Annotated in this window: 14 protein-coding genes; 11 read left to right on the forward strand and 3 right to left on the reverse strand. The window is 68.4% G+C overall.

Translation table 11 applies throughout. From position 1 onward, the window contains the following. The first annotated feature begins 3 nt into the window (after positions 1-3). On the forward strand, positions 4-1,221 hold the full coding sequence (gene queG, locus J8I82_RS28705; RefSeq protein WP_245180215.1) for a tRNA epoxyqueuosine(34) reductase QueG: 1,218 nt from the start codon (positions 4-6) through the stop codon (positions 1,219-1,221). A gap of 44 nt (positions 1,222-1,265) precedes the next feature. On the opposite strand, the gene J8I82_RS28710 is transcribed toward queG, so the two are convergent. Further along, positions 1,266-2,159 (reverse strand): AEC family transporter, encoded by an 894-nt coding sequence (locus J8I82_RS28710; RefSeq protein ID WP_209762513.1) that lies wholly within the window; start codon positions 2,157-2,159, stop codon positions 1,266-1,268. A 185-nt stretch (positions 2,160-2,344) separates the two neighbouring features. On the opposite strand from J8I82_RS28710, the gene J8I82_RS28715 reads away from it, so the two are divergent. From J8I82_RS28715 to J8I82_RS28750, 8 genes are all read left to right on the forward strand, one after another. Continuing rightward, positions 2,345-3,010 carry a chalcone isomerase family protein gene (locus J8I82_RS28715; protein ID WP_209762516.1) on the forward strand — a complete coding sequence of 222 codons (666 nt, stop codon included), beginning with the start codon at positions 2,345-2,347 and terminating at the stop codon, positions 3,008-3,010. 136 nt (positions 3,011-3,146) lie between these two features. Then, on the forward strand, positions 3,147-4,115 hold the full coding sequence (locus tag J8I82_RS28720; RefSeq protein WP_209762519.1) for a tripartite tricarboxylate transporter substrate binding protein BugE: 969 nt from the start codon (positions 3,147-3,149) through the stop codon (positions 4,113-4,115). A gap of 116 nt (positions 4,116-4,231) precedes the next feature. Beyond that, on the forward strand, positions 4,232-4,723 hold the full coding sequence (locus tag J8I82_RS28725; RefSeq protein WP_209762522.1) for a methylated-DNA--[protein]-cysteine S-methyltransferase: 492 nt from the start codon (positions 4,232-4,234) through the stop codon (positions 4,721-4,723). Then, complete coding sequence (gene xerD, locus J8I82_RS28730; protein ID WP_209762524.1) at positions 4,720-5,676, forward strand: site-specific tyrosine recombinase XerD; 957 nt, start codon at positions 4,720-4,722, stop codon at positions 5,674-5,676. The genes J8I82_RS28725 and xerD overlap by 4 nt, the downstream gene beginning before the upstream one ends. Before the next feature lie 52 nt (positions 5,677-5,728). Continuing rightward, positions 5,729-6,220 (forward strand): aminoacyl-tRNA deacylase, encoded by a 492-nt coding sequence (locus J8I82_RS28735; RefSeq protein ID WP_209762527.1) that lies wholly within the window; start codon positions 5,729-5,731, stop codon positions 6,218-6,220. A 135-nt stretch (positions 6,221-6,355) separates the two neighbouring features. Further along, positions 6,356-6,964, forward strand: coding sequence for a glycerol-3-phosphate 1-O-acyltransferase PlsY (gene plsY / locus J8I82_RS28740; protein ID WP_209762529.1), 609 nt, complete (start codon positions 6,356-6,358; stop codon positions 6,962-6,964). Positions 6,965-7,120: 156 nt separating this feature from the next. Beyond that, complete coding sequence (locus J8I82_RS28745) at positions 7,121-8,548, forward strand: amidase (protein WP_209762532.1); 1,428 nt, start codon at positions 7,121-7,123, stop codon at positions 8,546-8,548. A gap of 44 nt (positions 8,549-8,592) precedes the next feature. Beyond that, entirely contained in the window at positions 8,593-9,591 is a 999-nt protein-coding gene (locus J8I82_RS28750; protein ID WP_209762535.1) for a tripartite tricarboxylate transporter substrate-binding protein, read from the forward strand. A gap of 514 nt (positions 9,592-10,105) precedes the next feature. Here the strand turns inward: J8I82_RS28750 and J8I82_RS28755 are convergent. Next, positions 10,106-11,374, reverse strand: a complete 1,269-nt coding sequence (locus tag J8I82_RS28755) for an ATP-binding protein (RefSeq protein WP_209762540.1) — start codon at positions 11,372-11,374, stop codon at positions 10,106-10,108. Between the two features lie 66 nt (positions 11,375-11,440). Further along, the gene (locus J8I82_RS28760) at positions 11,441-12,184 is read right to left on the reverse strand and encodes a response regulator (protein ID WP_209762542.1); all 744 of its coding nucleotides are present in this window, start codon (positions 12,182-12,184) and stop codon (positions 11,441-11,443) included. Between the two features lie 353 nt (positions 12,185-12,537). On the opposite strand from J8I82_RS28760, the gene J8I82_RS28765 reads away from it, so the two are divergent. Together J8I82_RS28765 and J8I82_RS28770 are read left to right on the forward strand one after the other, a co-directional pair. Beyond that, on the forward strand, positions 12,538-14,037 hold the full coding sequence (locus J8I82_RS28765; protein ID WP_209762545.1) for an MdtA/MuxA family multidrug efflux RND transporter periplasmic adaptor subunit: 1,500 nt from the start codon (positions 12,538-12,540) through the stop codon (positions 14,035-14,037). Positions 14,038-14,046: 9 nt separating this feature from the next. Further along, positions 14,047-14,714 (forward strand): efflux RND transporter permease subunit (locus tag J8I82_RS28770; protein ID WP_209762548.1); only part of this gene is annotated, 668 nt, incomplete at its 3' end.

The raw sequence follows: 14,714 nt of genomic DNA on the forward strand, positions 1-14,714 counted from the left end.
GGGATGATCGACCCAGCAGTCAAGCCGCCGGCCAGCGCGCCAGGCGCGCACAGTGTTCCCGCAAATGCTCCAGGGCAATCCGGCCAGGCCGGCCCGGGGGAGCTGGCGGCGCTTGCGGAGTCCATCCGCGCCTGGGGCGCGGCGCTGGGTTTTGCGTCGGTGCGCATCGCCGACGTCGATCTTGGCCACGCCGAGCCGGGGCTTCTGGCATGGCTGGAGCAGGGTTACCACGGCGACATGGATTATATGGCGAACCACGGCTTGCGGCGCGCCCGTCCGGCCGAACTGGTGCCTGGCACGGTACGCGCCATCGTGGCGCGCATGCCCTATGTCCCCGCCACCGAGACCCCGCCGGGCGCGCCCGACTGGCGCCGGCGCGAACTGGCGCGGCTGGGCGATCCGGCCACGGCGGTGGTGTCGCTGTACGCGCGCGGCCGTGACTACCACAAGGTCCTGCGCAGCCGTCTGCAGCAGCTGGCCAGCCGGATCGAGGCCGAAATCGGCAAGTTCGGCTACCGTGTCTTCACCGATTCCGCGCCGGTGATGGAAGTGGCGCTGGCCAGCCAGGGCGGCCTCGGCTGGCGCGGCAAGCATACGCTGCTGCTCGACCGCGACGGCGGCTCGATGTTCTTCCTGGGCGAGATCCTGGTCGATATCCCGCTGCCGGCCGATGCGCCCGAACCGGACCACTGCGGCAACTGCCACCGCTGCCTCGACATCTGCCCCACGCGCGCCATCGTCGCGCCCTACCGGCTCGATGCGCGCCGCTGCATCTCCTACCTGACCATCGAGCACAAGGGCACGATCCCGGTCGAATTCCGCGCGCCGATGGGCAACCGCGTCTATGGCTGCGACGACTGCCAGCTTGCCTGCCCGTGGAACAAGTTTGCGCACGTGGCCAGCGTGCCGGATTTCGACGTGCGCAATGGCCTGGAGGCGCCCGACATGGTGGCGCTGTTCCAGTGGACCGAAGACGAGTTCAACCAGCGCCTGGAGGGCAGCCCGATCCGCCGCATCGGCCATGAGCGCTGGCTGCGCAACCTTGCCGTCGGGCTTGGCAACAGCCTGCGCACGGCGCTTTCCGGCACCGGCGCGGAAGACGCCGCCCTCGCCGCGCGCATCCGCGAGGCGTTGCAGGCGCGGCGCGAATCCGCTTCACCGCTGGTGCAAGAACATATCGACTGGGCGCTCGCGCAAGGCGAGCCGGCACGCAGCGGATAATCGGATCCGGCCGGCCGGATCTGGCTGACCTTAGAACTGATGATCTAGCTGACCAGCGCCAGCCACAGCGGCGTGGTAACGATGGCACCTACCGTCATCACCGAGATCGTGGCCGCCACCATCGGCCCGTTGCCGCCCATGCGCACCGCCAGGATATAGGCGCTTGACGCGGTCGGCAGCGAGGCATACAGCACCACGATCTGGTACTGCAACGCGGTCAGCGGCAGGTACCGTCCCACCAGCCACGCCACGCACGGCATCGCCAGCAGCTTGATCCCGGTCCACCAGGCCACCGGTCCCACCGTGCCGGTCGCCCCGCTCATCTGCAGCCCGGCGCCCACCGTCATCAGCCCCAGCGCGGTCGAGGCCGAGCCCAGCCGGTTCAGCGTCATCGCCACCACCTCGGGCGGGTGCAGGCCCAGCAGGTTGGTCACGAGGCCGCCGGCGGTGGCCAGGATCAGCGGGTTGCGCGCCAGTTCCTTCCACAGCGCGGTCTCGCCGTGCCGGGCCAGCGCCCACACCGCCGCCACGTTGCACAGCGGCACGGTGCAGCCGACGATCACCGCCATCAGCGCGAGCCCCTCGCTGCCGCCCAGGCGCGACGCCAGCGCCAGGCCGATGTAGGAGTTAAAGCGGAAGGCGGTCTGCAGGCCCGAGGCAAAGCTCAGCGCATCGGGCTTCAGCACCCACTTGACGGCGTAGCCGCCGGCCATGCCGACAGCCATCGCCAGCAGCGCCAGGCCCAGCATCGCCGAGGTCGACGAGAAATCGAAGACCGCGGCATTGGTCGACTGCAGCAGCAGCGCCGGGAACAGCACAAAGTAGACCAGCCGCTCCACCCCGCCCCAAAAGGGGCGGTCAAACGGGGTATAGCGCACCAGCAGCCAGCCGATCAGGATCAGGCTGAAGTCAGGCACCAGCAGGAGAGCAGAAGACATTGTCGTTGTTGTTGTATGGCGACGGGCACGGCGCGGTAGCTGCCCGGCTTCCGGTAGCGATCCCCGCCGCATGGGGGAGGGAATAACGGCCGGGCACGCGGGAATGTGCAGACTAGGGCAGATACGGATAGGTATTTTTCCAGATTTAGGTCAGCATGGCATGCCAAGTTGTACGCCCTGCCGCCATGTTGTCCCGCATCCGTTCCGCGCCGCCAGGCCCGGACACCCGTCTTCGCTCCCGTTCACGCCCTGGCCTTCCCGTCGGCCTGCGCTCCCGCGCGGTCGCCCTGCTGGTGATGCTGCTGTGCGCCACCACCGCCGTTGCCATGCCGGCGCGCGCGGTCGAGATGGAAGGGATCCGCTTCGATGACGCCGCGCGCGTGGGCGGCAAGGAGCTGCAGCTCAACGGCACCGGGCTGCGCGCGGGCTTCCTCACCAAGGGCTACGTGGCCGCGCTGTACCTGCAGGAAAAGGCCCGCAACGCGACCGTGGTACTCGGCACGCCCGGCGCCAAGCGGCTACAGTTGCGCATGCTGCGCGAGGCCGAACCGCCCGCCTTTGCCCGCGCCATCCGCAAGGGCATTCGCGACAACCACAGCGAAACGCAGGTGCGGGGACTGGCTGCGCGGCTGACGCAGTTCGAGCGCACCCTGGGCGAGGTCGGCAACGCGCACAAGGGCGACGTGATCAACCTGGACTTCAGCCCGCAGACAGGCACGGTCGTCGCCATCAACGGCACGCCGCGCGGCCGTCCGATCCCTGGCGAAGACTTCTACCAGGCCGTGCTGCGAGTGTTCCTGGGCGACAGTCCGGTCGACCAGGACGTCAAGCGCGGACTGCTCGGCGGCTGACCAAGGCTGCCCTCGGGCAACCCTCGGGTCGCCCTTTTTTACGCTGCCGCCGCCGTGCCTTTACCTGTGGCACCGCGACGGTTTCTTTGCTTCCGGGCAGCACCCTGCCCGGACTTCTGACGGGAGACATGATCTCATGCAAGCTGGCAAACTCGCTCTGACCCTGGCCCTGGTCGCGGCCGCCACCACGGCGCACGCCCAGAGCTATCCGACCAAGCCGATCCGCCTGATTATTCCGTTCGCACCGGGCGGCACCACCGACATCGTCGGCCGCGGTGCCGCCGACCAGATGAGCCGCATCCTGGGCCAGCCGGTGGTCGTGGAAAACCGCGCCGGCGGGGGCGGCTCGATCGGTGCGGACGCGATCGCCAAGGCGGCGCCGGACGGCTACACCATCGGCATCTCGACGGTGTCGACCATGGCCGTGAACCCGGCCTGCAACCCCAAGCTGTCGTACGACCCGATCAAGGACTTCAAGCCCATCACCAACCTGGCCAACGTGGCCAACGTGATCGCGGTGAACCCGAACTTCCCGGCCAAGACCTACAAGGATTTCCTGGCCGTGCTGAAGGCCAACCCGGGCAAGTACTCGTACGCGTCGTCGGGCACCTGCGGCTTCGGCCATATGCTGGGCGAGCAGTTCAAGGTTTCGACCAAGACGTTCATGGTCCATATCCCGTACCGCGGCGCGGGCCCGGCGCTGAACGACGTGCTGGCCGGCCAGGTACCGATCATCGTGGACAACCTGCCGTCGTCGATGCCCTACATCAAGGCCGGCAAGCTGCGCCCGCTGGTGGTGGCCTGGAACAAGCGCCTGGAATCGATGCCGGACGTGCCGACCTTCGGCGAAATGGGCCTGAAGGAGCCGAACGACCCGGCCTGGTACGGCCTGGTGGCGCCGGCCGGCACGCCTGACGACGTCATCAAGAAGCTGAACGACGCCGCGGTCAAGGCCCTGCAGGACAAGGGCTTCCAGGAGCGCCTGCGCACCGCCGGCGCCGAACCGTCGGGCAATACGCCGGCGCAGCACGCGGCCGAGATCAAGAAAGAGTTCGACAAGATGAAGAACCTGGTAAAGGTGCAGAACATCAAGCTGGAGCAGTAATCCGGCTGCAGCACTTGCTGCCAACGCACACCACCAAAGGCCGCCTGCAAAGGCGGCTTTTTTCTTGCGGACGCAAAAAGCACTAAAATCCAGCATTCGCCCCCAGTCAGACCGCCATGCCTGCCACTTACGATGCCATCCTCCCTGCCCCGTTCGGCAAGGTCGGCGTGCGCACGGACGGCACCCGCATCCTGGCCATCGTGTACCTGCCGGGGCACGTCGAAGCCCGCGCGCCGGCCGATGCGCGGATGCGAGAAGTCGTGGCCCGGCTCGAAGCGCAGCTCGAGGCCTACTACACCAATCCCGACGCGCGCTTCGACCTGCCGCTGGCACCGGCCGGCAGCGGTTTCCAGCAGCGCGTCTGGCAGGCCATCGCGGCCGTGCCGCGCGGCGCCACCACCACCTACGGCACCATTGCCGAGGCCATCGGTGCAATGCCGCGCGCGGTAGGCCAGGCCTGCGGCCAGAACCCGTTCCCGATCGTGATTCCCTGCCATCGCGTGGTCTCGGCCCGCGGCATCGGCGGCTTCTCCCATCATGCCGAAGATGGTTTCTACCTCGACGTCAAACGCTGGCTGCTGCGCCATGAGGGCGCCATGCTGATATGAGCCCCGTGGCACGGACGGCAGCGGCGGACGCGCCGACAGACCTCGCCGCGGAGGCAAGCGATGCCGACGCGGCGCTGGTCAGCCGCTTCTGCGATGCGCTGTGGCTGGAGGATGGCCTGTCGCAGAACACCATCGACGCCTACCGGCGCGACCTGACACTGCTGGCGCGCTGGCTGCGCCACGAAGGCCGTGGCGAACTGCCGGGCGTGGACGACAGCGTGCTCTCGGCCTACTTCAACGCACGCCACACGCAGACGCGCGCGTCGTCGGCCAATCGCCGGCTGGCGGTGTTCCGGCGCTTCTACCAGTGGGCGCTGCGCGAGCACATCGTCGAAGCCGATCCCTGCCTGCTGCTGCGCCCCGCCAAGCAGCCGCCGCGCCACCCCAAGACACTGAGCGAGGCGCAGGTCGATGCGCTGCTGGAAGCGCCCGACACCAGCACGCCGCTGGGCCTGCGCGACCGCACCATGCTGGAGCTGATGTACGCCAGCGGCCTGCGCGTGTCCGAGCTGACGCAGATGAAGACCATCGAGATCGGCCTGAACGAGGGCGTGGCGCGCGTGGTCGGCGGCAAGGGCGACAAGGAGCGGCTGGTCCCGTTCGGCCAGCAGGCCGCCGACTGGCTGCGCAGCTACCTCGCCAGCGCGCGCCCCGCGCTGCTGGCCGGGCGCGCCTGCGACGCGCTGTTCGTCACGCAGCGCGGCGAAGGCATGACGCGGCAGGCGTTCTGGCACCTGATCAAGCGCCACGCGCGCGATGCCGGCGTGCACGCGCCGCTGTCCCCGCACACGCTGCGGCACGCCTTTGCCACGCACCTGCTCAACCACGGCGCCGACCTGCGCGTGGTACAGCTGCTGCTCGGCCACGCCGATATCTCCACCACGCAGATCTACACCCACGTCGCGCGCGAGCGCCTGCGCGAGCTGCACCAGCAGCACCATCCGCGCGGGTGAGAAACCTGGCGAAACCCAGCGAAATTTAGCGACACCGAGCGGCAACATCGCCATGAGCAAGAACAAGCACGTCTCCGAAACCCCCGCCACCCAGTTCCTGCGCAAGCAAGGCGTGGCCTTCGGCGAACACCCCTATGAATACGTCGAGCATGGCGGCACCGGAGAATCGGCGCGCCAGCTCGGCGTTCCAGAGCACGACGTGGTCAAGACCCTGATCATGGAAGACGAGCGCGCGCAGCCGCTGGTGGTGCTGATGCACGGCGACTGCTCGGTCTCGACCAAGAACCTGGCGCGCCAGACCGGGCGCAAGAGCGTGCAGCCATGCAAGCCGGAAGTGGCGCAGCGCCACAGCGGCTACATGGTCGGCGGCACCTCGCCGTTCGGCACGCGCAAGCGCATGCCGGTGTATGTGGAGGCCACGGTGCTGGAGCTGGAGCGCATCTACATCAACGGCGGGCGGCGCGGCTATCTCGTCAGCCTGGACCCGAAGCTGCTGCCGGGGCTGGTCGATGCACATCCGGTCCAGTGCGCGCTGCCTGACTGAGGCGCTGGCCAGGCGCCGCAGCCGCCACCCGGCGCCACGCGCATGGCCGCCACCCATGCCAATCCGGGAAGTCACGGACGTGGTGAAGGCGCCGCCGCGCTACAATCCCGCCAGCTTGAAAACACCCCACTGCACATGGCCAACCTGCTTTTCGCCCTCGCCGCCTACCTGATCGGCTCGATTTCCTTTGCTGTTGTCGTCAGCAAGCTGATGGGGCTGCCGGACCCGCATTCGTACGGATCGGGCAACCCGGGGGCGACCAATGTGCTGCGCACCGGCAACAAGAAGGCCGCGATCCTGACGCTGATCGGCGATGCGCTGAAGGGCTGGCTGGCGGTGTGGCTGGCGGCGCGCTTCGGCCCGGCCTACGGGTTGAATGAAACCGGCCTGGCCATGGTGGCGCTGGCGGTATTCCTCGGCCACCTGTTCCCGGTGTACCACCGCTTTGCCGGCGGCAAGGGCGTGGCCACGGCGGCTGGTATCCTGCTGGCGATCGACCCGACCCTGGGGCTGGGAACAATGGCCACCTGGTTGATCATTGCGTTCTTCTTCCGCTATTCGTCGCTGGCGGCGCTGGTGTCGGCGATCTTCGCGCCGTTCTTTTATGTGCTGATGAATGGCGTGGATGTGATGACTGGTGCCATCTTCGTGATCAGCGTGCTGCTGATCGCGCGGCATCGGCAGAATATTGCCAAGCTGCTGGCCGGCAAGGAAAGCCGGATCGGGGACAAAAAGAAGGTCTGAGCGGGTTACACTGCCAGCGCCGGCGTCCGGCGCGCGCGCTTTGCGGCCGGGCCCTGCCATGGCGGGTCTGTCCCGCTGATCCGCGGCGGCGGGCCTGCCCCCCGCCGTCCCATCGTGGCCGGCCACATACCGGCCCGTGCCAGGAGACGCACGCCGATGAGCGAAGCGCTTTGCCTTCTGTCCGCTGCTGAACTGCAGGCCCGCGTCCGACGCAAGGACATCTCCCCCGTCGAACTGATGGACGCCGTGCTGGCCCGTGCCGCACGGCTGCAGCCCGAGCTGAACTGCTTCATCACGCTATGCGCCGACGAGGCCATGGCTGCCGCCCGCGCCGCCGAGCAGGACGTGATGGCCGGCCGCCCGCTCGGTCCGCTGCATGGCATCCCTTTCACCGTCAAGGACATCGTCAACACGCGCGGCGTGCGCACGACCTTTGGCGCCGTACCGATGCGCGACAATGTGCCGGGCCAGGACGCCGTCGCAGTGGCCCGGCTACGCGCACACGGAGCAATCCTCGTCGGCAAGACCACCACGCCGGAGTTCGGTTCCAAGTGCCTGACCGATTCGCCGCTGTTTGGCCGCACGCGCAATGCCTGGCATGCGCAGCGCACCAGCGGCGGCTCCAGCGGCGGCGCCGCGGTGGCAGTCGCGAGTGGCATCGCGCCGCTGGCGGTAGCGACCGATGGCGGTGGCTCGACTCGCATCCCGGCGGCATGCAACGGCGTGGTCGGCATCAAGCAGAGCCAGGGCGTGATCCCGCACAGCCAGGCGCAGGACCTGTTCGGCAACCAGACCTATGTCACGCCGACCACGCGCACCGTGATGGATACCGCGCTGATGATGCAGGCGATGGGCGGCGAGCATCCTTGCGACCCCTGGTCACTGGGCGTGCCGGCCCCCGATTACGTGGCAGCCGCGCAGCCGCACGGCGACCTGCGCGGCGTGCGCATCCGCTATTGCCTGGCGCCGCCGGGCCGCGCGGTGGCCACCGATGTCACCGCGGCATTCGAGGCTGGCCTGGCGCGTCTGCGCGAACTGGGCGCCGTGCTGGAGCCGTTTTCCGGCGACGGCTTCGAAGTCGAGCCGATCTGGCGCGCCATCAACCATACGGTCTGGCGCACCCGCTTCGCGCCGATCGTGGCCCAGCATCGCGAGGCCCTCAGCGCAACCTTTGTGCGGCAGGTGGAATCCGCCGCGCATGTGACCGGCATGGAATACCAGCAGGCCATGTTCGAGCGCTCGAAGCTGTTCCTGCGCGTGCAAGACCTGCTGGCGGATGCCGAGCTGCTGGCGATGCCCACGCTCACGCGCACGGCGCTGCCGCTCGACCAGGACCTGTTCGGCCAGATCGAGATCGACGGCCGGCATTACGACAATGTGCGCGCGTGCTGGTTTCCGTGGACCATGCCGTTCAACATGACCGGCCACCCGGCGATCAGCCTGCCCTGCGGCTTTGGCAATGATGGCCTGCCCATCGGCCTGCAACTGGTAGGCCGGTTCCGGCACGACGCTGGCCTGCTGCATGCCGCAGCGCTGTTCGAGTCCACGCACGACTTCCGCGGCCGCTGGCCCACGCTGCCATGAATACCGCTGTCCGGCGCCGCCAAACTCAACGCATCCCGAACGCCATGACTGCTGACTCCCGTTTCGCACGCGGCCTGCTGGCCGCACTGACCAGCGCGGCTGCCGCAGCCGCTATTGCCGTCGCGGGCGCGGCCCGTGCAGCCGATGCCGAACCGCTGCACATCATCGTCGGCTACGCCCCGGGCGGCGCCGCCGACAGCCTGGCGCGCCTGTACGCCGAGCAGCTGCGCCAGGACGGCCACGGCACCGTGGTGGTCGAGAACCGGCCGGGTGCGTCGGCACGGCTGGCGCTGGACTACGTGAAGCGGTCCAGGCCGGACGGCAAGACGGTGTTCATCGGGCCATCGCCGCTGTTCACGATCTTTCCGCTGACGTACAAGAAGCTCGGCTACGACGCAGACAAGGACCTGGTGCCGGCGGCGGTGCTGACCGACGTGCCGACCGTGGTGGCCGCCGGGGTGCAACAGCCATACCGGAACATGAAGGAATACCTGGAGTGGGCGAAGCGAAACCCTGCGGGCGCAAGCCTGGGCCTGGCGACCATCGGCAGCGCCGGGCACCTCGGTACTGTGGCGCTCGGCAAGGCAGCAGGCATCGCCATCACGCCGGCCGCCTATCGCGGCGCGGCGCCGATGCTGGTCGACGTGGTCAGCGGCAATGTGTCGATCGGGTGGGATGCCGTTGCCAGCATGATGCCGCTGTACAAGGGGGGCAAGCTGCAGTTCCTCGGCGTCAGCGGGACACGGCGGGCCAAGGCATTGCCTGAAGTGCCTACCATGAAGGAGCAAGGCTTCAGCCAGTACGAGTATGCGACCAGCTGGTACGGGGTGTTCGTGCCGGCGGGCACGCAGCCCGACGTGGTTGCCAAGGTTGAGAAGATGTTTATTGCGGCTTCGGGGAATGCTGCTACGGCGGGAAAGCTGGAGGCGCTGGGGTTGGAGGTTGTGGCACGGCCGGGGCAGGAGGCGAAGCGCAGGATTCAGGTGGAGAGGGCGGCCTGGAAGCCGATTGTTGAGGCTACGGGGTTCGTGGCGGAGGATTGAGGCGCTAACTCCGTTCTATCTCGCTGCGGCTTGGCATCTGGCGGATATTTGATGTGCCCAGGGTTTCGCCCCTAAAGGGGCGAGTCACTTTTGCCCAAGCGGCAAAAGTAACCAAAAGCGCGTTTTTTTGTCCTGGGCGGACGACCACTTTTATCGTAGCGTGCCTGGGCTTCCGTGCGGGGCTGAGCTGTCTCGCATAGCAGGGCTGCCTGCCGCAAGGTGCGCCACGGTGGCGGGATTGACGCGATTCTTGAACGAGCCCCGAGCTGTGGGTGGTCCCTGCTGCCGGGGTCAACGTAGGAACGCCTGCGGCTGCGCTGCGCGCCGGCAGCATTCGCAGGTCACTGGCCCTGGCACCGAACGCTTCGCTGCGCTCGCTTGACCACATCGCCAGCGAACCCGACAGCTTGTGCAGGGCTACGTTGTTCTTCTCCCTCTCCAGGGGGCCGGGGGAGAGGGCCGGAGCCTCCACGAAGCGAGGGGCTGTCAGCTTTTTTTGTCTACAGAGCAGATCTCATGCCACCACCCCAAACGCCATCTCGACCCTGAACCCACCCCCTTCAGCATTGACCAGGTTGAGCTTCCCCCCAGCCTGCCGCACCAGCCGGTCCACAATCGCCAGCCCCAACCCGGAATGCGCATTACCACCCCGAGCCGGGTCCAGCCGCACGAACGGCAGCGTGACGCGCTCCTTGTCCTCTTCAGGAATCCCGCCCCCCTGGTCTTCGACCACCAGCAAATAACCATCGGCTGTACGCGTCGTAGCGATGCACACCGGCGGCTTGCCATAGGCATAAGCATTGTCAACGAGGTTGCCAATGATCCGGTCCAGCTGCGTGGCAATCATCCGGAACCCATCGCCCGCCCCCAGCGACAACACCACCTGCCGTTCCTGCTCGGCAAGCGAAGCCGCCAGCTCATTGACCCGCCGGTCCACCGGCACCGGCCGCGCCGTCGACTCACTGGTCTGCGCGAAGCTCAGGAACTGCTCGACGATCGCCTGCATCGAATCCACGTCCCGCGTCACGCCCGCCGCGGCCTTGGGATCGGCAAGCATTTCCGCGCGCAGCCGCAGCCGCGCCAGCGGCGTCTTCAGGTCATGCGCGATACCCGCCAGCATCGTATTGCGCTCCTGGTCGATGCGCGCCAGGTCAGCCACCATGCGGTTGAAGCGTTCGATCAGCTGCCGCAATTCATGCGGCCCGCGCTCGCGCAAAGGCGGCACCTCGCGCTGGCGCGACAGCAGTTCGGCCGCGTTGGCCATGTCCCGCACCGGCCGCTGCAGCTGCCATGCGATCAGCAGCGCGAACACGATCGCCACGCCCACCACCAGCATCACGCCCGGCACCAGCCGGTTGTCGGGCGGCGGGTTGTGGACCCAGAGGATCGGCATGGCGATCCAGTCGTCGCGGCTCGGCAGCTTGATCCAGATGCGCGGCGTGGTCTCGTCCTCGAGCCGGATCTCGGTGCCCTGCGGCAGCCGCGAGATGAACTGTTCGACCAGGCGGCGCGAGCGGCCGCCCTTGGGCGCGGTGGCATGCTCATCGGCGCTGGCGGTATCGGCGGTCTCCACCAGGCTGGGCAGCTTCGCCGGCGGGCGCGCGTCGAGCGCGCGCTCGATGCTGTCGAGCTGGAACAGCATCTGCTCCACGGAATAGTCGACCTGCTGCTGGCGCCGGTCCATGCGCAGGATGGCCAGCCACGAGAAGTGGCTGATCACGAGCACGGCCGCGATCAGCAAGGCAATGCGGCCGAACAGGGTGTCGATACGTCGCAACTTCATCGGGAAACAGGCTCGGGTGGCACGCGGCGGCAGGTCAGGCGGTAAAACGGCCGGCCGCCGCGGGCTTTAATCGGAAAGCGCGGCGGGAATCTCTTCCGCTTCGTCGGGCACGAAGGTGTAGCCGCGGCCACGAACGGTCTGGATATAGCGCGGGCGCTGCGCGTCTTCGTCCAGCAGGCGGCGCAGGCGCCAGATCTGCACGTCGATACCGCGGTCGCTGATGCCGCTGGCGCTGCCGTACATCAGCTCGACGATGCGCTCGCGCGACAGCACTTCAAGCGGATGCATCAGCAGCAGCTTGAGCAGCGCGAATTCGGTATCGCTGATCGACAGCGGCTGGCCGCTGCGGGTCAGCGTGCGCTGGCGGAAATTGACGCGGAACGGGCCGAACGCGACCGATTCGCGGTCCTCGGGCGCCGCGGCGGGACGGGCCAGCTTGCGGCGCAGCACGGCGTTGATGCGCGCCAGCAGCTCGCGCGGCGAGAACGGCTTGCCGAGGTAGTCGTCGGCGCCGATCTCCAGGCCGACGATGCGGTCGATCTCGTCGCTGCGGGCGGTGAGCAGGATCACCGGGATGTCGTCGTTCTTGGCGCGCAGGTTGCGCAGCGCGGTCAGGCCATCGACCTTGGGCATCATCAGGTCGAGCACGATCAGCGCCGGCCGCTCGCGCTCCAGGCGCGCCTGCAGGCCGTCGCCGTCGTGCATCACCGAGACGGCAAAGCCCTGCTGGGTCAGATACTCGCGCAGCAGGTCGCGGAGTTCGGGATCGTCGTCGACGACGAGGATCTGGGTAGGCTGGTTCGTTCGCATAGGCACATGATAGTCAGCCCGGGCGGCGCACATGCCGGATCGGCCGGCCGGTTTTGTTTCCGGAGGTTACACCTGGGGCGCTGGTAATCCTCTGTAATAAAAGCGCCGGGCGCCGAAATACGGGCGTCCGCGCCCGCACATTATCCTTGCCGCATGAATTGCCGTCGGCGCCGCCCCATGCGCGCCGCGCGGCACTTGCCGGCACGCCGGCGGCCCTTGGGCGCCCCGCCCCCGTGGCCGGCCGGCGCCCTATGCGTTGCGGCATACTGCTGTGCTGCATCGTCACTTGCCGGCAGCACTTGCCGGCAGAACACCGCGGCGCGCCGGGCGCGCCGCTCCCAGGATTTGCGGACATGTCCAACCCCGAACAAGGCCAACCTCCTCCCCCGTCTTCCCGCCCACCGCTGCCACCCGGCGGCACCCCACCGCGCAGGAACCGGCGCCGGCTGTACGCCGGGCTGCTGGTGCTGCTGCTGGCAGGGGGCGGCTGGTACTGGTATGCGCACCGCGGCGATGCCACCAAAGGCACCGCAGGCGGCCCGGGCGGCGCCAGCGGACCCGGTGCGGGACGCCCTGGCGGTCCCGGCGGCCCGGGCGGGCGCGCCGGCATGCCGCGCTCGCCGGTAGTGGTCGCCACCGTGGCCCAGCGCGACATGGACGTGGTCCTGAACGGGCTGGGCAACGTGACCCCGGTCTCCAACGTGACCGTGCGCGCGCAGGTTTCCGGACCGCTGCTGAAGGTGCTGTTCAAGGAAGGCCAGATGGTCAAGGCCGGCGACGTGCTGGCCGAGATCGACCCGCGCCCGTTCCAGGCCGCGCTGGACCAGGCCGTGGGCCAGCTGGCGCGCGACCAGGCGCTGCTGCAGAACGCAAGGCTGGACCAGCAGCGCTACCGCACCCTGCTGGGCCAGGACTCGATCTCCAAGCAGCAGGTCGATACCCAGGACGCGCTGGTGCGCCAGTACGAAGGCGTGGTCAAGACCGACCAGGGCAACGTCGCCAACGCGCGCCTGCAGCTGGGCTATACCAGGATCGTGGCGCCGGTGTCCGGCCGCATCGGCCTGCGCCAGGTCGATCCGGGGAATATCGTCAACACCAGCGACACCAACGGCATCGCACTGATCACGCAGATCCAGCCGATCGCGGTGATGTACACCATCCCCGAGGACAACCTGCCGTCGGTGCTGAAGAAGCTCAACGCCGGCGAAAAGCTGCCGGTCCAGGCGTGGGACCGCCAGGTGCGCAACCAGCTGGGCGAAGGCGAGCTGCTGACCACCGACAACCAGATCGACACCACCACCGGCACGGTCAAGCTCAAGGCAGTCTTCCCCAATGCCGACGGCATGCTGTTTCCCAACCAGTTCGTCAACGTGCGCACGCGCGTGGACACGCTCAGGGACGCGACCGTGATCCCGGTCGCGGCGATCCAGCGCGGCCAGCAGGGCACCTTTGTCTACACCGTGGACGAGGCCAGCAAGGTCAAGGTGCAAGTGGTCACGCTGGGCCCCGGCGATGGCAGCCGCAACGCGGTGCTCAAGGGCCTGGAGCCCGGCCAGCGCGTGGTGGTGGATGGCGCCGACCGGCTCAAGGAAGGCATGACGGTGGAAGCGGTCGACCCGGCCGCGCGCGCCGCGGCGACGGTGCCGGCCAGCCAGCCGCGCGGACGCGGCCGGCGCAACCGCGACGGGGCTGGCTGGGGTGGTGCCAGCGCGCCGCGCGGCGATGCCAGTGGCGCGGCGGCCAGCGGTGCATCCGGCGTGGCCGGGGAACAGCGCCGCCATCGTGAAGGCGGCGCCAGTGCCCCGGTTGCCGAAGGCCAGCGCCGCGAGCAGCAGCAGCGGCAGCAGCAGTAAGGACCGCGCATGAACCCCTCACGCCTCTTCATCGAGCGCCCGGTCGCGACGGCGCTGCTGATGCTGGCCATCCTGCTCTCCGGGCTGGTGGCCTACCGGCTGCTGCCGTTGTCGGCGCTGCCTGAGGTCGACTACCCGACCATCCAGGTCACCACGCTCTATCCCGGCGCCAGCCCCGACGTGATGACTTCGTCGGTGACCGCGCCGCTGGAGCGGCAGTTCGGCCAGATGCCCGGCCTGAAGCAGATGTCGTCGTCCTCGTCGGGCGGCGCCTCGGTGATCACGCTGCAGTTCGAGCTGACGCTGCCGCTGGACGTAGCCGAACAGGAAGTGCAGGCCGCCATCAACGCCGGCAGCAACCTGCTGCCGTCCGACCTGCCGATGCCGCCGGTCTACAGCAAGGTCAACCCGGCCGACGCGCCGATCATGACCATCGCCATGACGTCCGACACCATGCCGCTGCCCAAGCTGCAGGACATGGTGGATACGCGCGTGGCGCAGAAGATCTCGCAGATCCAGGGCGTGGGCCTGGTCACCATCAGCGGCGGGCAGCGCCCTGCGGTGCGCATCCAGGCCAACCCGGCCGCGCTGGCGTCGCTCGGCATGTCGATCGACGACCTGCGCACCGCGATCGGCTCCGCCAACGTCAACGGCGCCAAGGGCAGCTTCGACGGCCC

The sequence above is a fragment of the Cupriavidus consociatus genome (assembly GCF_017814975.1).
Taxonomy (GTDB): Bacteria; Pseudomonadota; Gammaproteobacteria; order Burkholderiales; family Burkholderiaceae; genus Cupriavidus; species Cupriavidus consociatus.